The following is a 20,394-nucleotide window of genomic DNA, read 5'->3' as shown; positions in this document are numbered from 1 at the left end:
ATGAGCCGGAGACGAGCTTTGGTGGATCTGCCGGACTGGTTGCGGCGCGAAAACCCATGGAGTCACCCGTTTGGGTGATGACGGTTCTCTCGGTCCTAACTGCTGACATATTGGTTCAAGGCGGGCATCTGAGATGAGAACGCGTTTGTCTGGAGGAGTAATAAGACTTCTGTCGTTGACATAACCTTCGACAACTAAAAGTTGTCGCGCGTACTGAGTGCATAATTGACGGCGGCTCAGGAAAAGACGGGCTACTACCCTATTTGGGATCAAGCCTCTTTTCAAGAAGTGCAGAAGACAACGCCGTACGGAGTGGCATTCGATCTTACTTACACCCCTAATAGGAGCCGGCAGAAGCTGTCGGCACGCTTTATCGCTTCGAAGAGATTCGTATGCGCTTGTCGAGCGCGGCGCCCCCGTCCCCGGTGGCTGCATAACCGGTCAGGCGGAAATTCTCGACACTGCCGCTAATCGTGCCGCTGCCGCTGCGCTCGACGAGGTCGTTGGACGGCTTCCGGTGGCCGCCCACTTCAAGGGCAAGATATAGAACACCGCAGGCCTTCTCGAGCTTGTTCCGCGATTGTGACCCTCATCAATTCCGAATTTATTGCGCTAAGGGAACTGCAAGCAGTCAAATATGGCCGGTAAGACCCCGATCGTGCCGGCTACGCGGCTAAGCTTCTCACGGCAGAACTGGCGAGGGAACACAGCAAGCGTTACTTCGTGGCGATCAGCTTCGACCAATCTGCTAGAGTAGAGATGAGCTACGTCATCACCTTCGCTCCAACCACGGGTTACGATAGGCCCGTGATCGCCATGGAGAATTACTATTGCTGTTGGGTCAACTGTTTGGATCTGTGAAAGGAGTCCGTCAATCGGCTGCTGAAGCTCCATTAACGCTCGCATATAGTGTTGTCTGTATCTGCCTTTGCGGCTTTGATCCGAATAGATGAAATCGGCGGCGGTATGTGACGGCGAGAGCACATGTGCGAAAGTAAACCAGGGCTCTTCAGAGGCGGCGACGTACGATACGCGTTCCGTAATAGCGTTAAGCTGGAATAATGGATCGCTGTATTTCATGCTCTCAGGAAGTGGCACCGAGCACAGGCCATAGAAAAAGAATAAAGGGCTTGGCACTGACCAACAGTAATCGAGCACTGGTCGCCGTGCGGGAATAGCGAAATCCCAAAAAGCTCCAAGGAGACCAAAGTAAGAGCTACCTTGGATCGATTGAATCTTGTAGCCAGCAGTACGGAGACGGTCCAGTATTACGCTCTCGTCTAATCCCTTGAAAAAATCGAAAGTAAAGTTGTTACCGTCGGCGCGAAGTGTGAACAGCTTATAGAAGGTCTCCAAAGTAGCGCTGCCCGGCGCGCGCGAAGCGCCTACATAAAACCCGTGCCTGGCGAGTGATTTGAACAACTGGGCACCATCTATCTGCAGGAGCTCCTGAAGGGATCGCTCTGAGCCGAGCGCATCCAGTGATAGATAGTAAATGTTGGGTCTTCGAGGCGCCCGTTGTGTCAAATGGGAACTGCTCAGTTTGGAGGTCCGATATGCGAAATCCACAGCCGGGACACTTCGAAATGCTTGCAAGAACATCGAAGAAGCACCCAACAGGCAAAACGCGAGCATTGCCTTTTGTCCGATTGACGAACCTAAACTTGCGAGCGCGGCTACAAAGATGATCGCAAATACCGAGAGTATTATCGCCGGTGACGATGAGACGGTGTCCAACTGGAGGAGCGTGACGTAGACATTGCAGAGAAAGATCAACAGTGTAACGCCGTCGACCAGTACGACTCTTATATTAACGTGCCTCTTTATTTTGTTCGATACAAGGCTTGGCCTGTTCAAAGCAAAGCGCCGCAACATTTGGATAACGATAAGTTGAGAGCCCACTATGATTAGATACCAAGCCGAGGTGGCGGCGACCCCGGGCCAACCCATTTCCTGTGAATTGGTAAGAATGACATGAGCCCCCAGCATAGAGCTAAGGAATACAAACAGCGCAGCCTTTGGATCACCATCGGTTTCGATGCGCAGATTCCTGAGAGCGGCACGAGGACCAGCGAAGATTAGAACCAATAGTGAAATAGTAGCGAGCGCCAACAAGAATACAATCGTTGGACGAAGAGAGCTGTTGTGACCAGAGGCCTGAATAATCAGCGCTGGGATTGAAATCGTTAGGGGATTCTCCCCGAACAGATCGTATTCGAACGACCGCCCCTCAATGCCAACCGCAGCGACCCCCGAGAATGGATGGCGATGAAACGTAAGGGGCTTCGTTGAATCGACTGGAATGCTAATCCTTAGGGCCGTGGGCTGATCTTGGTACGAGACAAAGATTCCATTTCCTCGTGCTTCCCAACCCGTCATTGGACCAACCATCTGGACATTGTCGCCCAGGATTGTCCAAACCTCAGTTCCCAAGGAACTCGGATTTCTCTTTCCCGTCGCAATCACGCTGACTTCCACTCGATCCGGAATGGGGATTGTGAGCCGCGCAGCAAGCGACAACGTGAAACTGAACATCAACACAACCGCCACAAAGAGAGCGGTTCCTCCATTGAGCCCAAGACGGGGAAAGCCCCTCAATAGAAATTGGGCGGTCGAGCCAATGGTGGATTTCATGTCTTTTCGTAACAGATCAGAACTCGCTGGCTGTCCGGGAGCGGTACCTCCCTTACGATTTTTGCGCGCAGCTCAATTGCCCGGCGAAATTTTTGAAAATTGTACTCCGGAAAGACATCGTCACGGTGGAACAACATCTTTTGAATTAGTGGATCTGTCTTTGGAATGAACTCGATAAGGCCCTTCGGCGCGAGTTGAATTAAGGCATCCACGGCTTCATCAAGGGGGACGTTTTGGCCAATGACTAAGTGATGGAGGATGGCTAACGCGATTAGACCGTCGGCTTGAATTCGGTCAAATATCCGGGGGCGCTCTTCGCCCATCCATCCCTGGGCCGGCGTGGGGTTTGCAATATCCACGTACAATGGCTGAAAAGAGAGATGGTCCCTTTCTGCCGACGAGTAACCACGATCGAGAGCAGCCGAATCCGTATCGATGCCAACTGCCGACACAGCTCCGTTCCTGAGCGCAACGAGAGCATACGCTCCGTCGTTGCAGCCAACGTCAAGAAGAGCACGTGGTCGGACAACGTTGGCGAATCGAGCAACCTCTTCTGCTTTCGTAGCAGCCGCCACTGAGGAATAAGAACTCGTCGTCGTATATCTGGACCATGATGTTTCTTTACGGCGCGGTTCTAGATTTGCCACCAGTTTTCGCAGCGAAATGAGCAAGAATTTCAGAGTTGATTTGGGAAGAGGCTTGCGAGACAACAGCGGCGCGTCGGCGAATTTATCGGTTGCTTCAAACTTCGCTGGAAAAAGTACATTCATGACCAGCGAGGGCTGCTTAAGCCACGCATGCCACGGGATCATTGGAGTCACGTGGTCGAGCGGCACGCCATGCAGCAAGGCACGGTAGAGCGGCTGAAATGGAACTCGTCCAAATGTTTCCAAGAGCAGAGGGGCTACGAATTGCCTGAGGAACTGGTTGTGCCCCAGCCAGTACTCACCGTCTTCGTACTCTCGAATTGAGAGCAGATCGATAAATATCGGTTTCGCACCTCGGAATTGAATGTTGAACGCTGACGCATCCTTTAGAGTTAAGCCACTTGAGAGCAACTCAAGGTGAAGCTCTATATGGGCAAGGGCTGCTCGTTTTAAGGCCTGAAAAGGCCACTCGTAGGGATATGAGACGATGTCGAGCTTCGGATGCTCAAGTACATGAGCCAGTTCCAGTTCGCTTTTTGGAGTTATTGCCGGCCAACATGATCGCGGCAGTTCTTCAAAAGGAATCAGCGATCCTTCTTTGACAAGAGAAGCGATACAAGGATTTTGACGTAGCAGTGACAGCTGTTCCGCCGCTGACCGACGGACCGCCCGATAGATGCGCTTGTCGTGGCAGAATACCCAGCCGGCTGGGTCCCGATATGAACCTGGAGCTCGCGCCATCCTTCAGCGGTTCATATGCTCGTCTGACTTAGGTGGGACGAAATGAGATACCACGCTCTTGTCTGCGAACAGTCTTAGATAGATTTCTTTCAGTCGCTGCTTTATGGACCATAGAGCGGTTAAGATGGCCCCTACGGTGCCGATCAGGACTTGAAAAACAAGACTGCCGGTACCAGCATCGAGATAGGCAAACGCTTGTGAGCACGAAGCGCAGAGAAAAATCAGGCCCAATGCTGCAGAAAAGGATCTAGTTTCCATAATTTACAACTTGTAGGTAAGCAGGGAACGATCTGTGCTGCCCGATACCGGTTACGGTCCATTGACTGGCAAAAGTGATTCGTAGCCTAGCTTTGTTATGGTGTTCGTGGCCGTCTGATGAAAATCGTCGCTGCGGGCGGGCAAGCATCTGTTGTCCCTCGCGAAACAGCGCAAGAGAGATCAGCATCGTTCGCCAGAGAATAGTTTGTTTGCAGCCGCCGCCCCAATCGATTCTTACCCCGCCACCGCTATGTTAACCCAATACAAGCTGGAGTTCTATGGGTCAAGTAATCGGCTGCAGGTGCGCCGGCGCGGCGGATCGAGTGCCACCAGATCGCGCCAGGCAATCAGCGTTTATCGAGAGCTTCAAGGGAAGGCTGCGCGACGGCTCCTCAACGAGACGCTATTCAGCTCACTTTGCCGAGCCGGAGCTGACCCTTAAGGACGATTAGGATCATCAGATCGCACAGCGCACTCGGCAATGTGGTGCCACTGAATACCCTTCGCGGGGCTGAAGGCGGCGGCCTGCGCTACCCACTGGCTCCGCTCCGCGCCCCGCCCCTTGCTCCATCGAGGCCGGTCGGTTCCATGTCATTGGCCACCCATTGATCGATGAAGCGAGGGGCTGGCAACTGCTCTAAGCTTGAGACAAACAAGTCGGCCCAGCTTTCCTTTCCTGACGCCTGCTCCGAGAGCATTGTCAGATGCACCGGTGTGAACGTTACATTCTGAGTCAGGCCGTGACGAATCGAGACGTTTTGGCATATCGTTTTAACTCGGTTTGTTTCTGCGGTGATTGCATTCTCAAGCGCGAATGAGAACTCTCCCATCCGAACAGTATCACAGGCTACAATTGTCGTCGGACAGTACCTAGTCAGGCAGTATTCTGAAGCGCGGGTCGCCGCGCTGCTATCGCGGCGCACGTTCGAAGCGCGGAGGACTCTTTTCGCGGCCGCGCGCGCGGGGATGCCACCCCAGAAGCTCTCTTGGTGTTCGTCGCTCCTTCAGCACTGTATTGCTCACAGCCAGATAGATGGGCCGCTCCTGACGCAAATTTCGGTGATGTCGCGCCCATCGCATGCTCGAACGACGCTCCGCGCACGTAGCCGCTCGGCTGATATGCCATTGCCGTGCATCAACGACGACCTGCTGAAACAGTTCGATCTGTCTCGTGTGTTTCCGGATCCGCCTCGAACGCTTGCTTCCCCTTTGCGGCCCATAGCTTGCGCGCCTGTTCGCCCTGATCGCTTCGGAGTTTGTCGGCCATCCAAAGCAGTGCGCCAAGGATGATCGCGCGATCATCGCCGGTCAGGTCCACCACACGAGCCTTGACGACGAGGCCGCCCAATTCGATCAGATGCCGCGTGCGCTTGCGGCGCTCGACCTGCCAGGTACGCATATCATGCCGCGCCCTTGCTGCCTGTTGACGGTTGCGCGCCGCCCGGTTGCGCCCGAGCGCCGCCAGTGTGGCGCTCAGCTGCCGGTGCAGTTCGCCGCGCCCGGCTCTGAAAGAACGCGGCCCCGCGCTTGGCCCATGCCTCGCTCTTTCCAGCATCTTTGGTCTCAGTCAGCACGATCAGCGCGCTTGCCAGTTCATCGACGCTAAGGCTATCTGCCCCGGTAGCGATGACCAATTCGCCGAGCTGCTGCACCTTGCGGGTTTTCAGTTCTCGCGCCTTGTCCTGAAGCGCTTTCAGTTCCCCGTCGAAATCCCGTGGCTTGCGCATCATGTCCTCCGTAATGTTGATGGAGTGATGATAGTTGAGCCCTGGGTACAATGCTGTAAGGTTACCGGGATGGCTTGAGACGGGGTAATCCCGCCCGAGAATTTTTCGAGGGAGGGCGCGCTTATACGTCGTTCCGACGTTCGCTTTGCCGTGTAGATGATCCGGTCGCGATGGCGATCTATCATCTTCACGTCAAGGTCATTGGCCGCAAGTCCGGCTCAAGCGCGGTGGCATCGGCCGCCTACCGCTCAGGCTCGCGTCTGCGCGACGAGCGCCTTGACCGTGCCCAAGACTTTTCCGCCAAGCGCGGCGTCGTCCATTCCGAGGTGATGCTGCCGGAGAACGCGCCGGAGGCTTGGAGCGACCGCGAGCGGCTCTGGAACGATGTCGAAGCGTTCGAAGTCCGCAAGGACGCGCAGCTTGCCCGCGAGCTCGAATTCGCCATCCCGCGCGAGATGACCCAGGCTCAGGGGATCGAACTGGCCCGCGACTTTGCGCAGGCTGAGTTCGTGGATCGGGGCATGATCGCCGATCTCAATGTGCATTGGGACATGGCTGAGGACGGCATGCCCAAACCCCATGCCCATGTCATGCTCACCATGCGCGCGGTGGACGAGAACGGTTTTGGCCCGAAGGTGCGGGCCTGGAACCGCACGGAGATGGTCGGGCGCTGGCGTGAGCGCTGGGCCGAGATTGCCAATAAGCGGCTGGCCGAACTCGACATCGACGCACGCATCGACCATCGGAGCCTCGAGGCGCAGGGCATCGCACTGGAGCCGCAAAGCCAGGTCGGTGCGCCCGCGAAGCGTATTGAGGAACGGGGCATCGAGGGTGAAAGCAACGAGGCCGATCGCGCCGAGATGCACCGGGAAATCGCGCGTGGCAATGGTGCGCGGATCATTGCCGATCCGTCCCTTGGACTGGACGCGATCACGCATCAGCAATCGACCTTCACGCAGCGCGACATGGCGAAGTTTGCGCATCGGCACAGCGACAGGATCGACCAGTTCAATGAGGTCATGGGCGCGATGCGGGCAGCGCCCAATCTGGTCGAACTCGGCAAGGACGCGCGCGGCGAGGATCGCTTCACCACCCGCGAGATGATCGAGGCGGAACAGCGACTGCACCGCGCCGCCGAACTGATGGCCGAGCGTGAGCGCCATCAGGTGCGTGACGCCGACCGCGAAGTCGCTTTGTCGCGTTCCGAAGCGCGCGGCCTTGTCCTTTCGGTCGAGCAAGCCGACGCGCTGGCGCATGTCACAGAGGGGCGCGATCTCTCGCTTGTCGTCGGCCATGCCGGGACGGGAAAGAGCGCGATGCTGGGCGTGGCAAGAGCGGCATGGGAAACAGCGGGCTACGAGGTCCGGGGCGTAACGCTGTCCGGCATCGCGGCGGAAAACCTCGAAAGCGGATCGGGCATTGCGTCACGCACCATCGCCAGCATGGAGCATGGCTGGCACCAGGGCCGCGACCTGCTCACGACCCGCGATGTGCTGGTGATCGACGAGGCCGGCATGGTCGGTACACGGCAGTTGGAACGCGTACTGTCCCATGCAGCAGAGGCCGGCGCCAAGGTCGTTCTGGTCGGCGACATCAAGCAGTTGCAAGCAATAGAGGCCGGCGCGGCCTTCCGCTCGATCCATGAGCGCCATGGTGGTGCGGAAATCGGCGAGGTGCGCCGCCAGCGTGAAGACTGGCAGCGCGACGCCACGCGCGATCTGGCGACGGGCAGAACCGGCCATGCGCTGGAAGCCTATCTCTCCCACGGCATGACGCATGAGGCGCAAACACGCGAGCAGGCACGGGGCGATCTGATCGAGCGCTGGGACCGCGACCGGCAGTCAGCTCCGGGGCACAGCCGGATCATCCTCACACACACCAACGACGAGGTGCGCGCACTTAACGAGGCCGCGCGCGAGCGGATGCGGGCAGCAGGTGATCTGGGCGATGAGGTACACCTGACGGTCGAGCGCGGAGATCGCCACTTCGCCAGCGGAGACCGCATCATGTTCCTGCAAAACGAACGCAGCCTTGGCGTGAAGAACGGCACGCTGGGAACCATCGAACAGGTCAGCGCGCAATCCATGACCGTGGAGATCGACGACGGCCGATCCGTTCACTTCGACCTCAGGGATTATAACCGGATCGACCATGGCTATGCCGCGACCATCCACAAGGCTCAGGGCATGACGGTGGACCGCGCCCATGTGCTGGCGACGCCAGGCATGGACGTCCATGGCAGCTATGTCGCCTTGTCGCGGCACCGCGACGGCGTGGACCTGCATTATGGCCGTGACGATTTTGCCAGTCGGGACCGGCTTGTCCGCACCCTGTCGCGCGACCGGGCCAAAGACATGGCTTCGGATTACGAACGCGCCGATCCTGCCCAAAACTATGCTGAGCGGCGTGGAATCACCTTCCGCGAGCGCGTGGCCGAGATTGTGCGCAAGGTCGTGCCCGAGAGGGTGCGCAACATGTTCGATGGGCTGCGCCCGTCTGCCGAAGCTATGCCTGGCACAGGCAGCGCGCGGAGGCCGCAACCGGAAACGCCGGAAAGGAAGGTGACGGAAGATCCGGAAGCGGCGTTGCGCAAGGCCCGCACGGAGGCTCTCAGCCGTCATGCCCGGGCCGTGGCTGCGATCTTCGACATGCAGGGCGACAAGGCGAGCCCTGAACACGTGAAGGAATTGCAGGAGGCCCGCAAGGTCTTCGAGGAGGTGCGGCCCTATGGCTCGTACGATGCCGAAACTGCCTACAAGAAGAACCCGGAACTTGCCCAAGATGCCGCTTCGGGCAATTCCGCCCGCGCCGTCCGCGCGCTTCAGCTCGAAACCGAACTGCGCACCGATCCGAGCCGCCGCGCCGACCGTTTCGTGCAGCGCTGGCAGAAGCTCGACCACACCAGCCAGCGCCAGTATCAGGGCGGCGACATCGCCGGCTACAAGGCGACGCGCTCGGCAATGGGTGACATGGCGAAAAGCCTCGAACGCGATCCGCAACTGGAATCCATCCTCGCCAACCGCAAGCAGGAACTCGGCATCGCGTTTGAATCAAGCCGCCGGCTCGGCCAGGAATTGGCCTTCACTCACGGCATCGACATCGGCAGAGGCCGGGGCATCGGAATTTGATCCATCCATCTGCCGCCGTCTCTACGCCACGCTATGACGAGTCCAACAACTCTCTTGCCTACTGCAACTGCTTGTCCTGTCTGGTCTCCGAAGCTGTCAGAGACAGCCAGCAGGAGGCAGCGCGGTTATGCGCGAACCAGACCGTATCATCCGCTTGAGAACCGTGCTTTCCCGGACCGGGCTGTCCCGGTCCACCATCTACCGCAAGATCGCCGAGGGAACATTCCCGCCGCAGATCAAGATCAGCGTCAACGGGAGCGGCTGGCATGAGTCCGAGATCGACCGATGGATCGCCGATCCCGTCGCATGGCGCCCGAAACGCGCGTTAGATGAAGTCCAATAAGAGCGGCGGCAGCGCTCCCTTTGCTGGTGGCGAGCCATGGGACCAGACCGGCGTCAGCCCCTCCGCTGCGCGGCGGCGCTGACGCGCCGGCCTTGACTGCCTCACGCCGCCCCGGTTTGAGCTCTCCAAGCAGACAAAGGCAGATTGGTAGCGGTCGCACTTCCAATCCGGAACAGAAAGGCAACGGGCGGAGCTCGGCGGCAAGAAAATTCCCCAGACTAAACCCCAGACTAAACGCAAATTTTAGTCTGGGCGCATTTTAGGCCGTTCTGAAAATCGAAGACGTGTGAAGAAGATAGATGGCGCGCCCGAAGAGATTCGAACTCCTGACCCCCAGATTCGTAGTCTCAAGTGGCGCGTTGATAGTCCTCAACATTTTTGCAAACCGGGCCCGAAACCCTACACGGCACATCAAAGGGTTGCGCCAGCTGTTGCAAACCAAAAGCATGCACCAGACAAGCCAGAAATGCGAAGGGCCGCCTCGGCAAAAGGCAGCCCCAATCGCATCGAAGAACATCACACCTCCGACAATAACGATTTGCTCCTGTATCAGCAAGCTGATCGTTTGGCGAAATTGCACGCCCTCTCCTACGCGGTGGCCGTAACGGTTGCGCAGCTAGCGTTCGGAGTCGTGCGATGACAGACCTGTTCGCTCACCAAATCGTCACGCGCGCGATCGGCGGCACCGTCTCGATCACCATCCTCCGCGAGCCGGCGGACGGTTCCGCCCGCTATGCTGTGACATACGAAAACCGAGGGGGCGCGCAGCGGTGGCTTTCGAAACACCGCTTCCCAGACGTCGCCCAGGCGGATGCCGGCGCACTGACACTCGCTGATTTTCTCGGCGCGGAGGTTCGGTGATGCCGGACCAGACCCCCCGCGGCTATATCGCGATGCCAAGGTCGATCTTCGGCGATCCTAGCTTCGCCCAGGAGCCTTACACCGAGCGGGAGGCCTTCCTCAGCCTTGTCGCCAATGCCGCATGGAAGCCCCGCCGGCTGCGTTTAAGGCGTGGCGCAGTCGACCTGTCGCGCGGCCAATTGCTGGTGTCGAGCAGGTTCCTGGCAGAGGGATGGCAGTGGCCAGAACCACGGGTCCGCCGCTTCATGGATCGTATTTCCGGCCGACGCGCAATCGACGCGCAAACCGACGCACCCAACGACGCGCAATCTGACGCGCTCATTGACGCGCAACCGACACCGCACGGAACAATCATAACGATAAGAAACTACGATAGTTTTCAGGGTGAGGCGAAAAGCGCCGCCGGGCAGGATGACGCTCAATCTGACGCACAATCTGACGCACCAAGCGACGCACCCCTTGATGCAAAATCGACGCAAAGAGAAGAAGAAATAAATAATAATACTCTCCTGAAGGAGAGTGAGAGCGCGCGCGCGACGCGGATCCCAGATGATTTCGATCTCGATGACGAAACCTACAACTGGGCTCTCGATCGCCTGGGTAGCGCTGAAGCAATCGCTGCCTCCATGGACCGCTTTCGGAATCACAATCGACAGGTGGCGGGGAATCACGGCCTGAGCCGCGATTGGCAAGCCAAGGCCCGCCTCTGGATCGATGACGATGTTCGGCGACGTGGGGCAACTGCGGCACCTATGCCCGCCCGCAACGATGCACCGAGCGAAGCAAACTGGGATCAGGTGCTAGCGTTCTACGCCAAGACAGGCATTTGGACGCGCCACGTCGATACCTACGGGTTCGAACCCGGTTCGCCTGCATGTCGTGCGCCACGGGAATTGCTGAAGAAGCACGGCCTAGCCGCATCGGCAGGAGCCGCAGCATGATCACGCGGATCACGCGGTCTTCATCGATGAGAGGGGGGTGGTCAAGTCTTGGTCCGTTTTTGGGGGCCTCCCACCGCATGGGGGGTCACCCAGAGAATTTTTCCCGTCAGGGAGATTTCAAAAGAAATCAAAGAATCAAATCAGTCAACAAAACCAAAGCTTAACATTCAAAAGAGAGGCCCAACCCATGACTAAACACACTGCAAATTCAAAGAAATCAATCCGCGGCGGCCGTCGTCCTGGGGCTGGCCGGCCGCCGAAGACTGACGCGAACGAAATACCGGTCGCTGATGCCCTCGAACGATTGGATTTGGCCCTGAAGGCGCGCGATCGAGACAATTTCTACAGCACTCAGCAACGTCGCTGGCACGTTGCGATGGTGTTGTGGGGCATCCCACCGGAGATCATCGCGGCGGCGTTCTTTAGGCCGGGAGTCTCGGAGTCCTTTAGGGCGTCCATCGAAAACGCAATCAAGACGGTGGAAATCTGCCAGGGCGCCGCGCGGTCCTGAGGGATATGCCGAAAACCTCCGCCGATCGCCAGCGCGAACATATCGCCCGCAAGCGGCGCGGCCAGCGGGTCGCGCGCGTTTTGGTCGACGAGGTCGCAGCGGCCGAGACGCTGGTGGCTTTCGGTTTGCTGGCGCGTTGCGACGCGGAGGATCCCGACAAAGTCGACGAAGCGCTTTCTAGGGCGTTTGCGGTGTGGTGCGCGTGATGCTGACGCGTCAGTACCCGACTTATCGGTTTGTGCGATGATTCGTCATCAACTGCTTCGCACAAGAGGACCAATTTAAAATGCGCTACGAAAATCCCATTGCTGCCGCGGGACGTCTCGAACTGGCTGGAAAAGCGCTGTGTTTTACGAATCATCTTCGATGTCTGGCGCTGAGCAAGGGCGATCGTGTCGAGGCCGCCGGCCTATATAGAAGTTTGTATCCCAATGCGGTGGCGCTCGATGCTGTGATGAAGAGCGCGGTCCCCGCCGCGACGACAGCAGACGCCACATGGGGCAGTCCACTATCGCCAATGGACACCTATGCGGAGGCTTTCATCAAGTATCTGCGGCCGAGGACCATTTTTGGGAAAATGACGGGCTTCAGGTTCATGCCGATGAACACGAAAGCACCCCGGGGTGTAGCCGGCGCCAGCGCCGCCTGGGTTGGTGCGGGCCGTCCTGTCCCTCTTTCCAAGGGTGCATTCGACGCCGTCACGATGAAGCCGGCGAAAATATCAGCTTTGATCGTCGCGAACGACGAGCTCTTAAGGAGCTCGAATCCCGTTGCGGCCGAACTGTTTCGCGAAGACACCGCGGACGCGGTCTCAGACTTTCAGACTCGCGCCTTTCTGGATCCATCGGCGGCCGAAATCGATGATGTTTCGCCGGCATCGATCACGAACGGCGAAACTGAAATCGCATCCAGCGGAACGACGGCCCCTGCGTTCGCAGAAGATTTCAAAGACTTGTGCGCGGCGATTCAGACGAACTTCCTCAGCCCCTATTTGATCATGACGCCGCGCACTGCGGTTGGCCTGGCATCGCTCGATTGCCAACTGACGCGCGATGTCACGGTTAACGGGGGATTCGTCGGCGGCATCCCGGTGGCCGTGACTGGAAACGCGCCTAGCGATGGCAATTCGCCGGGCGACGGCACCATCACATTGGTCGACACGTCCGAAGTCTTGCTGTCCGAAGGGCCGATTGAATTCAGCGCGTCGACCAATGCGATCATCGAAATGACGTCGACGCCGGATTCTCCAGCCACAGCAGCGACTGTTTTTACTTCCATGTGGCAAAACCACCAGACGGCTGTGATGGCAACTCGGTATATCCGCTGGGAAAAGCGGCGCGCCGGATGCGCCGCTATTCTTACCGGTGTGAACTTCTAGGGCCGCGCAGATGGATCGAAAACTGATTGAAGGGCTGATGGAGGCGATCGCGCCTCTGATCAAAACCTATGTCGAGGAAAAGACCGCGCCTCTGATCGCTCGCATTGCGGAGATCGAGAAGAGCGGCGGTGGCCTGAGATACTGCGGCGTGTACCAAGCCGCGCTCGATTACAAGCGTGGCAGCCTGGCGACGTTGGACGGCGCTCTCTGGCACGCGAACCGGGATACTCGAGAGCGCCCAGGATCCCCGGGAGGAGCTTGGACTCTGGCCGTGAAAGCGGGTCAGAAATGACAACAGCCAGCGAAGCAAAACTTCAAATCGTCGCGCGTCTCGCGGCGATAGGAATGACTCTGCGCTATGTAGTCGAATGGAATTTGTTTGCCGACGACGAAGACAGTCCATCTACTGCGTTTGTTTATTTTTCATGGCACGGCGGGAGCGATTTGGTTTGCTTCGATTGGCCCTGGGGCCCGGAGACGTTCGACGCTGAGGCCTACGAGAGATTTTTTTCCAACAAAGCAACGGTACATCACTGAAAGCACGCGATCATGTACACCGGCACAATTAAAGTTTGGAATGAACCTCGCGGTTTTGGCTTCATAAAGCGCCGCCCCCATCTCCGCTTGAGCATTTGCCTGAATGGCAAAGGGGGGCGCGCAGACCACGCAACCACCTGGCGAATTATCCTATGGACTCTTCGAGGTTAATCGGTCTGAAATACCCCGGACGATATCGGGGGAGCGTTGAGGTGAAAAAAGTTGACCTATTGAAGCAGCTAACCTTCGGCATTCAAGTGGCCGAAGATGAGATTGGTGAACTCGAACGGTATTTCGTGGAAACCCATCAATGGACTCGGATGGAAAAGGGCCAGATCGACATCGTTAGGGGTGAGAAAGGTTCCGGGAAGAGTGCGATCTATTCTTTGCTTTTAAGCAGGACGGGTCAGTTTTTCGACAATGGGATACTTCTAATTCCGGCCGAAAATCCTAGAGGGGGAACGGTTTTCAAGGATCTATCGACCGAACCGCCGACCACCGAACAGGAATTTGTAGCACTATGGAAATTGTACATTCTCACGGTTATCGCCCAGCAAATTAGGGATTTTGGGATTTCTGGAAATGGCGCGGATCGCATCTATGACATTTTGGAAACTGCGGGCCTGCTTGAGACCAAACTGAATTTAAGGAGCATCCTGCGGGCAGCGCACGATTATGCCCGTAGAATTATTGCTGCTGAATCATTGGAGGGCGGCCTCAAAATCGATCCGAACACTTTGTTGCCCACTGGAGTAACGGGCAAGATCGTGTTGCGCGAGCCAAGCCAAGATTTGCGAAAGGTGGGCATCGTGTCAATCGATAGCCTATTTTCGGACCTTGACGATGTTTTGGAGTCCAACAATCTCTCTGTTTGGGTGTTGTTAGACCGACTCGATGTCGCATTTGTGGACAACCACGACCTTGAAGCGAACGCATTACGCGCGTTGATGCGTGCGTACTCAGACCTTAAAAATACTGGCCGTTTAGCACTCAAGATTTTTCTGCGGGAAGACATTTGGAAGCGCATCATGGATGGTGGCATGCGGGAGGCCAGCCATCTAATCCGATATGTGATGCTTGAGTGGGCGGAGCCCACCTTGCTCAATTTGATTATGAAGCGGCTGCTTATGAACGAAGCGCTAGTCGAGGATTTCGGGCTAGATGTGAATGCGATACTTGGAAGTGCAAAGGCGCAAGAAGATACCTTCTACCGGTTCTTCCCAAAGCAGGTTGATCAGGGGCCACAGAAGGCGTCAACCTTCAAATGGCTGGTTACTCGATGTGCCGATGGTACGAAAAAGACCGCGCCGCGCGAATTGATCCACTTACTGAACGTAATATTGGAGCAAGAGATTCGAAGGCTGGAAAACGGCGGTGAGGCCCCTTTGGACGATTTGCTTTTCGACAGGTCGGTGTTCAAATTGGCCTTGCCGGCCGTATCGAATGCGCGCCTCAATCAATATCTCTATGCGGAGTACCCCACTGAAAAACCTTTCATCTCCAAGCTGGAGGGGCAAAAGACAGCGCAGACTCCGCAAAGCCTTGCTGATTTGTGGGGCATCTCCCAAGACGAGGCTCTCATCAAAGCGCGGAGGCTTGTTGATCTCGGCTTTTTTGAAGAGCGAGGTGCACGCGAGGATCCAACATTCTGGACACCGTTCCTTTATCGGAACGCACTAAATCTAATCCAGGGTCGAGCCGAAACGGACGATGACGATGGCTAAGGCGAAACCACAAGCCGCTTCGAGCTTGGCGGATCGGGATATTTTCGGCTTCCACGCCATGAAAACGATGCCCCTGCTCCAATATGGATTCCGCAACTAGAACGCGCGCGCAAGGGGCCTGATCGCGCGGCCGCGATCCGACGGCGACTAGCCGAGTCCTGAGGAAATTTTCGGGTTTGTTCCCGGCTCGGTCTCGCTATGTCCTATCGTAAATTGCCAGGGCCTCCGTAATTCTACTTGGACTGTTTGTCTCGCTCCGCCCTCTCAAGGGCCTTCGCCACTTCTAAGGCGCGCGTGCTGTCCGTGAATTCCGGGTTAAGCCTGCGACCTGACAGGTCGTCTCAATAGAAATACACGCTCGGTCGTCCGTCAGAATATCGGCGGCGCGCGTCAGAAGCTCAGCCAGTAACGATCCATTAACCCCTAGGGCAGGTAGCCGTCTCGAAGATCGTCATAGCGGCGGTTTTTTGCCACCGATCCGCCACCAGCTTGGCTGACGAATCGGGCGTGCTTGGAATCCCAACTTTTCATTGGCTGGAGGAGTGAAGTGCTCAGAGAGATGACGAAGGCACACGAAGTCGAATGCGTCGCGCTTACGCGAGACATCAGTGCGCTCTTGGCTGAAAGACAGGTTTCGCCGCCGATGGCCCGGGTCGTCTTGATCAACACGCTAGTCGCAATGATTAAGCATCTGGGAAGAAAAGACACGATGGAAGAGGCTGCGGAGGATTTGGTTCGCACGCTGCAACGGGCGATCTCGAAATCTCACTAAGCCTCAACCGGCTCGATGTAATCGCGGTGTGGGGTGTTCGTCGTCCTGTTGCCGTCAAAGCGAACCATGACGCGTGCGGCTATGGCGCTTAAGACGGACAACGGTACCCACCTTACTGCCGAGCAGTGGGCTACGTTCCCATCAAGGCCTGGCGCCTACAGGCGCGCCAAAGCGCCCCACAAGAAGAATTGTTTTTCAAGCAAAATCAGGTGCAGCATGTCCGTGGGTGTTAAACGCGCGACCTTCGCCAACCTGCGGCTCGCGCGCTCGCTTCCGAACAGAACCACCGCTCTCCTCGAAGCAGGTTGATACGGGTCTCCCAGTAATATCGCTGGCCGGGCACATGGTAAATGCGCTCGCCAGTGCCGACTGCAACGTTGCCCTTAATGCCGCAGCCGATTGCCCACGGTCCCAGCTCCCAAGCAATCACAAGCAACGCCGCACCGAATAACGCCGATGCCATCGCCACTCCAGCGTTTTGAGTAACGGCCCCGGCCATCCGCGATTTCATGCGCCTAAGGCGAAACCACAAGCTGCTTGGCGGATCGGGATATTTCGGCTTCCACGCCATCAAACGACGCCCCTGATGCAACTAGTATTCCGCAACCTGAACGGGCGAGCAAGCGATAAGACGCGCGAGACCTTGCATATCAGGCCCCGTGTAGCCCGAAGGTCGGATTTGGCTAGTCAGCTTTTGGCGGTGGCGCGCCAGTTTCGGGGGCTGGGCAAGCAAGAAAGGCACGTTGTTTGTTCCTGCAGGCCCAATCATGGTACGCAGCCCAGCCTTGAGCCGCGGCACCTATGCCGCCCACCACGGTGAACAGCGCCACAACGACGGCGAGGAAAATCTGAAAATTTGTAAGGTCAAGGCGGCGCCCGATGATCTCGACCGGCCTTCCGTCCCAGTACAGCCGTCCATCGCGGTCGATGCCGATGCCATCGGATTCTCCCGTCGAGATGGGCCTAACAGTTTTGGGCCATCGGCTTTTGTTAATTCTCTGAAAAGGGACGCGCTCTAGCTCTTCTGCGCGCTCGGCATTCAGCCGCTCGGCCCGCTCTGCTTCGGTTTCCACTTTATTTTCCTTTGGACTTCAGCCCGAGCTCTACAAGCCTGCGGATGGCCTCGGAGCGGGATTCCGCGCCGTGTTTACTTGCCCATTCGTCGATCTCGTCAGTTAGGTTGGCAGGCAGGCGAACAGCGGACACGGGATCTTGCCCGGTCGCTGGTCTGCCGCGCCTCTTTACGTTTACGGGAATTGACTTCTTCATCATTTACGTTTACGCAAAAAGCAAGCCGAGGGGAAGCGCGAACTTCCGCCCCGGCTCTAACCCGAGTCAAAAAGGACGGAATCCAAATGACCCAGGCTGACAGCGTGCATAGCACGCCACACACAAGCACGCCCATATCCCAAACCCACCCTGTGGATGCCCCGACGCGGCGCCGCTTCCTTTCACAGGCCGCTGGTGGGGCGGTCCTGTCCCTGGCGGCTGTTTCAGCCACGGAGGCCGGCGCCGCACCAGCGGGCTCGCTGGACCCGGTATTCGGCCTAATCGAAGCACACCGCCGCGCCAGCGAGAGCTTCATGGCAGCAAACGCCGAAATGTACCGCCTCGATAAGCTCGCCGACGACACTGTCGGTCCCGTCGGCTGCAGTGTCTTTGATTTTCGCCACAGACCCGGATTTTGTCCCGTTGTCTGGGCGACGACGTTGGGAGACATTGGCCTTTACGCGCCGCCCGATCGATTTCCGGAGATGCACAAGTTTTACATCGGGCAGCTTCGCGAACGTGATGCCGATCGAATGAAGGTAACCGGTAATCACGACGCGCTTCTCAAGGGGCCGCTGGATGCCGAAATTCATGCGTTGGAAGCGCTGATCAATGTCGTGCCAACCAGCCTTGCTGGTATCACCGCGTGGGTTAGCTACCTCAACAATGCCGTCGATGAGTTAGGCGAGCGCCGGCTTGACCTAGAATATGTTCTGGCGCTGCTCGCCAGCCTCGAGAAGGCGCTGAACGGCATAACTACAGCTTAGAACTTACCCACGCTTGTGATGCAGCCCGCCGGTTCACGCCGGCGGGCTCGTATCCCCGCCAGCCACCCAAAAAATATGCCGTTTCGTCAATAGGTCGGCCTATGGATGGCCTCTATGTAAGTCCTTGAAATCGTTTCACCTGAAACGGCGTGAAACAAAATCTTGTGGGCGTTTTCTGTGAATAAGCGCTGGATAGCGCACTTTTCAATGGCCTGCCGTTCGATACTTCTCCAAATGGCCAATAGGAGCTTTTTTCATCTTTAAGGGAGGCGGCCAATGTCCCGCGGCGCTCAGGCGTTCAAGCAAACAGACGTTTCGAAGGCCATCCGCGCCGCTAGCAAAGCGGAAATGGATATCGACCGTATTGAGATCGACCGCGACGGTCGAATCGCGATCTTCCCGAGACACAAAGTTAAATCGGGCGCTGAGAAGCCGACGGCCTAAAGGCGCGCAACTGATGCCGCAGCAATCAGCGCTTCCGTCAACCTTTAAGGTGAGGCCCTAACATTGTCGCGCCGCGCAGCAATCACCCAGGCTGAACTTGTCCGAACGCTTAAGGCGTTTCAACTCGCTGGAATTGGCACGCGCACTGTTGAGATTGATCACGCAACCGGGAAGATTCTTGTGACCGCCGGCTGTCCTGCCGATACCGAGCCCGAAAAGACTGCATTGGAAACCTGGAGGTCGAGCCGTGGTCAGGGCTAATATCAAGGGCGTTTTTCGAACTTACAAATACCGCGGGACACCCCGCGAACGGGAATATTGGTTTCATCGCGCTACCGGTTTGCGTCTCGCCGGCAAGCCTGGATCTCCTGAATTTATTTCAGACTTAGCTGCCGCTGAAAACCTAACCCGCAGCAGACTGGTCGGCACGTTCAACGGCCTAACACGAGACTTCACGACATCGGTCGAGTTCACCGACAAGCTCGCGCCTTCAACGCAGCGCGAGTATATCCGGCTGTTGACGAAGGCCGAGGCGCAGTTCGGCGACTTACCTTTGGCTGCCCTAGAAGATCCTCGCGTGCGGAGAGATTTTCTAGATTGGCGCCAAACCGTTTCCAAAACATCCGGCGAGCGCGAAGCTGACAATCGACTCTCGGTGATTTCCGCCATGCTGACGTGGGGCGTCGATCGCGGTCGCCTGCACGCAAATCACCTGAAAGGCTTTAAGCGGCTTTATCACTCTGACCGCGCCGAGATCATCTGGTTGCCCGAACACATATCAGCCTTCATGAAGGTGGCGTCGATCGAGATGCAGCGTGCACTGATCATTGCGCTCCATACCGGTCAGCGACAGGGAGACATTTTGCGCCTTCCATGGTCGGCATACGATGGCACCGCACTTACGCTGCGACAGGGCAAGGCTGCGAGGAAGGGCCACCGGGCGCCGGAGACTACCGTCCGCTGCACAGCCGCACTACGGCGCCTCCTAGACACTCTACCGCGCATCTCGCCCCTGATCATGACGACAAAGACGGGGAGAGCGTTCAAGAAGCGATACTTTGGCCGGCTATGGGAGGAGGCCACCAAGGCTGCGGGACTCACCGAATTGCACTTTCACGATCTCCGCGGCACCGCGATAACGATGCTCAGCGAGGCTGAAAATACACCGCAGCAAATCGCGGTGGTGACAGGTCACAGCATCAAAACCGTGCACTCGATAATCGAGAAATACTTAGCACGCACGCGGCATCTCTCCGATGCGGCGATCTTCAATTTCGAGAACTCACCACGAACAAAGTTTGCAAACCAATTGCAAACCAGCACTCTCCCACCCAGCGCCAAAAAAGGAAAAGATCATGCGTAGCAATGATTTGAATGGCGCGCCCGAAGAGATTCGAACTCCTGACCCCCAGATTCGTAGTCTGGTGCTCTATCCAGCTGAGCTACGGGCGCGTTTTTCGCTTCTGCATTTGGGCCTTAAGGGGCCCGGATGCGTCCGAACAAGGTCCGGACGGTCGCGAAAGAGCGCTTTAGCTACCCGCTCCGGCCCGGCTTTGCAAGGTCTCGGAAAGCAGGTTCTGACCGACGAATCCGAGGCAGTTAATCCGATGCCATTCCGCGCCGTACGGCGGCGGGAAGGTGGAATCTCCCTGTAATCACATCGAGATTCCGGGTTCTATGGCTCGCATCGTCCCGGAATGACGTGGAAATGG

The 20,394-nt window shown here is 57.4% G+C and carries 22 protein-coding genes and 1 tRNA gene; 15 read left to right on the top strand and 8 right to left on the bottom strand.

All coding sequences use genetic code 11. The features are described from left to right. Window positions 1-612: 612 nt before the first annotated feature. From JQ624_RS22630 to JQ624_RS22615, 4 genes are all read right to left on the bottom strand, one after another. Complete coding sequence (locus tag JQ624_RS22630; protein WP_212421114.1) at window positions 613-2,634, bottom strand: hypothetical protein; 2,022 nt, start codon at window positions 2,632-2,634, stop codon at window positions 613-615. Further along, the gene (locus tag JQ624_RS22625) at window positions 2,631-4,022 is read right to left on the bottom strand and encodes a class I SAM-dependent methyltransferase (protein ID WP_212421113.1); all 1,392 of its coding nucleotides are present in this window, start codon (window positions 4,020-4,022) and stop codon (window positions 2,631-2,633) included. The genes JQ624_RS22630 and JQ624_RS22625 overlap by 4 nt, the downstream gene beginning before the upstream one ends. Before the next feature lie 1,393 nt (window positions 4,023-5,415). Then, a complete protein-coding gene (locus JQ624_RS22620) occupies window positions 5,416-5,679 on the bottom strand; it encodes a conjugal transfer protein TraD (RefSeq protein WP_212421112.1) in 264 nt (87 codons plus the stop codon). 1 nt (window position 5,680) lies between these two features. Further along, window positions 5,681-6,007, bottom strand: coding sequence for a conjugal transfer protein TraD (locus JQ624_RS22615; protein WP_212421229.1), 327 nt, complete (start codon window positions 6,005-6,007; stop codon window positions 5,681-5,683). 170 nt (window positions 6,008-6,177) lie between these two features. Here JQ624_RS22615 and traA point away from each other — a divergent pair, with 170 nt between their 5' ends. The 12 genes from traA (at window position 6,178) to JQ624_RS22555 (ending at window position 16,202) form a co-directional block, all read left to right on the top strand. Beyond that, the gene (gene traA / locus JQ624_RS22610) at window positions 6,178-9,135 is read left to right on the top strand and encodes a Ti-type conjugative transfer relaxase TraA (protein ID WP_212421111.1); all 2,958 of its coding nucleotides are present in this window, start codon (window positions 6,178-6,180) and stop codon (window positions 9,133-9,135) included. A gap of 127 nt (window positions 9,136-9,262) precedes the next feature. Beyond that, a complete protein-coding gene (locus JQ624_RS22605; protein WP_212421110.1) occupies window positions 9,263-9,478 on the top strand; it encodes an AlpA family transcriptional regulator in 216 nt (71 codons plus the stop codon). Window positions 9,479-9,764: 286 nt separating this feature from the next. Continuing rightward, window positions 9,765-10,118 carry a hypothetical protein gene (locus JQ624_RS22600; protein WP_212421109.1) on the top strand — a complete coding sequence of 118 codons (354 nt, stop codon included), beginning with the start codon at window positions 9,765-9,767 and terminating at the stop codon, window positions 10,116-10,118. Continuing rightward, the gene (locus JQ624_RS22595) at window positions 10,115-10,339 is read left to right on the top strand and encodes a hypothetical protein (RefSeq protein ID WP_212421108.1); all 225 of its coding nucleotides are present in this window, start codon (window positions 10,115-10,117) and stop codon (window positions 10,337-10,339) included. The genes JQ624_RS22600 and JQ624_RS22595 overlap by 4 nt, the downstream gene beginning before the upstream one ends. Continuing rightward, window positions 10,339-11,280, top strand: a complete 942-nt coding sequence (locus JQ624_RS22590; protein WP_212421107.1) for a hypothetical protein — start codon at window positions 10,339-10,341, stop codon at window positions 11,278-11,280. The genes JQ624_RS22595 and JQ624_RS22590 overlap by 1 nt, the downstream gene beginning before the upstream one ends. Before the next feature lie 187 nt (window positions 11,281-11,467). After that, window positions 11,468-11,791 carry a hypothetical protein gene (locus JQ624_RS22585; protein WP_212421106.1) on the top strand — a complete coding sequence of 108 codons (324 nt, stop codon included), beginning with the start codon at window positions 11,468-11,470 and terminating at the stop codon, window positions 11,789-11,791. A gap of 5 nt (window positions 11,792-11,796) precedes the next feature. Beyond that, a complete protein-coding gene (locus JQ624_RS22580; protein WP_212421105.1) occupies window positions 11,797-11,997 on the top strand; it encodes a hypothetical protein in 201 nt (66 codons plus the stop codon). 80 nt (window positions 11,998-12,077) lie between these two features. After that, the gene (locus JQ624_RS22575; protein ID WP_212421104.1) at window positions 12,078-13,169 is read left to right on the top strand and encodes a phage major capsid protein; all 1,092 of its coding nucleotides are present in this window, start codon (window positions 12,078-12,080) and stop codon (window positions 13,167-13,169) included. 10 nt (window positions 13,170-13,179) lie between these two features. Then, the gene (locus tag JQ624_RS22570; protein WP_212421103.1) at window positions 13,180-13,461 is read left to right on the top strand and encodes a hypothetical protein; all 282 of its coding nucleotides are present in this window, start codon (window positions 13,180-13,182) and stop codon (window positions 13,459-13,461) included. After that, a complete protein-coding gene (locus JQ624_RS22565) occupies window positions 13,458-13,706 on the top strand; it encodes a hypothetical protein (protein WP_212421102.1) in 249 nt (82 codons plus the stop codon). The genes JQ624_RS22570 and JQ624_RS22565 overlap by 4 nt, the downstream gene beginning before the upstream one ends. A gap of 212 nt (window positions 13,707-13,918) precedes the next feature. Further along, entirely contained in the window at window positions 13,919-15,430 is a 1,512-nt protein-coding gene (locus JQ624_RS22560; RefSeq protein ID WP_212421101.1) for a P-loop ATPase, Sll1717 family, read from the top strand. 547 nt (window positions 15,431-15,977) lie between these two features. Then, window positions 15,978-16,202: a hypothetical protein gene (locus tag JQ624_RS22555; RefSeq protein WP_212421100.1), complete on the top strand. Its 225-nt coding sequence runs from the start codon at window positions 15,978-15,980 to the stop codon at window positions 16,200-16,202. A gap of 229 nt (window positions 16,203-16,431) precedes the next feature. On the opposite strand, the gene JQ624_RS38660 is transcribed toward JQ624_RS22555, so the two are convergent. The 3 genes from JQ624_RS38660 to JQ624_RS22545 all read right to left on the bottom strand — a co-directional run bounded on the left by JQ624_RS38660 (window position 16,432) and on the right by JQ624_RS22545 (window position 17,471). Then, on the bottom strand, window positions 16,432-16,713 hold the full coding sequence (locus JQ624_RS38660) for a hypothetical protein (RefSeq protein WP_409334362.1): 282 nt from the start codon (window positions 16,711-16,713) through the stop codon (window positions 16,432-16,434). Between the two features lie 172 nt (window positions 16,714-16,885). Continuing rightward, complete coding sequence (locus tag JQ624_RS22550; protein ID WP_212421099.1) at window positions 16,886-17,275, bottom strand: hypothetical protein; 390 nt, start codon at window positions 17,273-17,275, stop codon at window positions 16,886-16,888. A gap of 1 nt (window position 17,276) precedes the next feature. Next, window positions 17,277-17,471: a CopG family ribbon-helix-helix protein gene (locus JQ624_RS22545; RefSeq protein ID WP_212421228.1), complete on the bottom strand. Its 195-nt coding sequence runs from the start codon at window positions 17,469-17,471 to the stop codon at window positions 17,277-17,279. 86 nt (window positions 17,472-17,557) lie between these two features. Here JQ624_RS22545 and JQ624_RS22540 point away from each other — a divergent pair, with 86 nt between their 5' ends. The 3 genes from JQ624_RS22540 to JQ624_RS22530 all read left to right on the top strand — a co-directional run bounded on the left by JQ624_RS22540 (window position 17,558) and on the right by JQ624_RS22530 (window position 20,045). Beyond that, window positions 17,558-18,238 (top strand): hypothetical protein, encoded by a 681-nt coding sequence (locus JQ624_RS22540; RefSeq protein WP_212421098.1) that lies wholly within the window; start codon window positions 17,558-17,560, stop codon window positions 18,236-18,238. A gap of 276 nt (window positions 18,239-18,514) precedes the next feature. Continuing rightward, complete coding sequence (locus tag JQ624_RS22535; protein WP_212421097.1) at window positions 18,515-18,682, top strand: hypothetical protein; 168 nt, start codon at window positions 18,515-18,517, stop codon at window positions 18,680-18,682. A 247-nt stretch (window positions 18,683-18,929) separates the two neighbouring features. Then, window positions 18,930-20,045 carry a tyrosine-type recombinase/integrase gene (locus JQ624_RS22530; RefSeq protein ID WP_212421096.1) on the top strand — a complete coding sequence of 372 codons (1,116 nt, stop codon included), beginning with the start codon at window positions 18,930-18,932 and terminating at the stop codon, window positions 20,043-20,045. Between the two features lie 12 nt (window positions 20,046-20,057). On the opposite strand, the gene JQ624_RS22525 is transcribed toward JQ624_RS22530, so the two are convergent. Further along, window positions 20,058-20,134: transfer RNA gene (locus JQ624_RS22525), tRNA-Arg, on the bottom strand. Window positions 20,135-20,394 lie beyond the last annotated feature (260 nt).

This window comes from Bradyrhizobium sp. AUGA SZCCT0283 (assembly GCF_018130385.1).
In the GTDB taxonomy this organism is placed as follows: domain Bacteria; phylum Pseudomonadota; class Alphaproteobacteria; order Rhizobiales; family Xanthobacteraceae; genus Bradyrhizobium.
This window is presented reverse-complemented; position numbering and strand designations above follow the sequence as displayed.

What these genes read in the sequence shown, in the direction of transcription:
- JQ624_RS22630 (WP_212421114.1), bottom strand. Translation starts at nt 2,634, where the DNA reads ATGAAATCCACCATTGGCTCGACCGCCCAATTTCTATTGAGGGGCTTT.
- JQ624_RS22625 (WP_212421113.1), bottom strand. Translation starts at nt 4,022, where the DNA reads ATGGCGCGAGCTCCAGGTTCATATCGGGACCCAGCCGGCTGGGTATTC.
- JQ624_RS22620 (WP_212421112.1), bottom strand. Translation starts at nt 5,679, where the DNA reads ATGCGTACCTGGCAGGTCGAGCGCCGCAAGCGCACGCGGCATCTGATC.
- JQ624_RS22615 (WP_212421229.1), bottom strand. Translation starts at nt 6,007, where the DNA reads ATGCGCAAGCCACGGGATTTCGACGGGGAACTGAAAGCGCTTCAGGAC.
- traA (WP_212421111.1), top strand. Translation starts at nt 6,178, where the DNA reads ATGGCGATCTATCATCTTCACGTCAAGGTCATTGGCCGCAAGTCCGGC.
- JQ624_RS22605 (WP_212421110.1), top strand. Translation starts at nt 9,263, where the DNA reads ATGCGCGAACCAGACCGTATCATCCGCTTGAGAACCGTGCTTTCCCGG.
- JQ624_RS22595 (WP_212421108.1), top strand. Translation starts at nt 10,115, where the DNA reads ATGACAGACCTGTTCGCTCACCAAATCGTCACGCGCGCGATCGGCGGC.
- JQ624_RS22590 (WP_212421107.1), top strand. Translation starts at nt 10,339, where the DNA reads ATGCCGGACCAGACCCCCCGCGGCTATATCGCGATGCCAAGGTCGATC.
- JQ624_RS22585 (WP_212421106.1), top strand. Translation starts at nt 11,468, where the DNA reads ATGACTAAACACACTGCAAATTCAAAGAAATCAATCCGCGGCGGCCGT.
- JQ624_RS22580 (WP_212421105.1), top strand. Translation starts at nt 11,797, where the DNA reads ATGCCGAAAACCTCCGCCGATCGCCAGCGCGAACATATCGCCCGCAAG.
- JQ624_RS22575 (WP_212421104.1), top strand. Translation starts at nt 12,078, where the DNA reads ATGCGCTACGAAAATCCCATTGCTGCCGCGGGACGTCTCGAACTGGCT.
- JQ624_RS22570 (WP_212421103.1), top strand. Translation starts at nt 13,180, where the DNA reads ATGGATCGAAAACTGATTGAAGGGCTGATGGAGGCGATCGCGCCTCTG.
- JQ624_RS22565 (WP_212421102.1), top strand. Translation starts at nt 13,458, where the DNA reads ATGACAACAGCCAGCGAAGCAAAACTTCAAATCGTCGCGCGTCTCGCG.
- JQ624_RS38660 (WP_409334362.1), bottom strand. Translation starts at nt 16,713, where the DNA reads ATGAAATCGCGGATGGCCGGGGCCGTTACTCAAAACGCTGGAGTGGCG.
- JQ624_RS22545 (WP_212421228.1), bottom strand. Translation starts at nt 17,471, where the DNA reads ATGAAGAAGTCAATTCCCGTAAACGTAAAGAGGCGCGGCAGACCAGCG.
- JQ624_RS22540 (WP_212421098.1), top strand. Translation starts at nt 17,558, where the DNA reads ATGACCCAGGCTGACAGCGTGCATAGCACGCCACACACAAGCACGCCC.
- JQ624_RS22535 (WP_212421097.1), top strand. Translation starts at nt 18,515, where the DNA reads ATGTCCCGCGGCGCTCAGGCGTTCAAGCAAACAGACGTTTCGAAGGCC.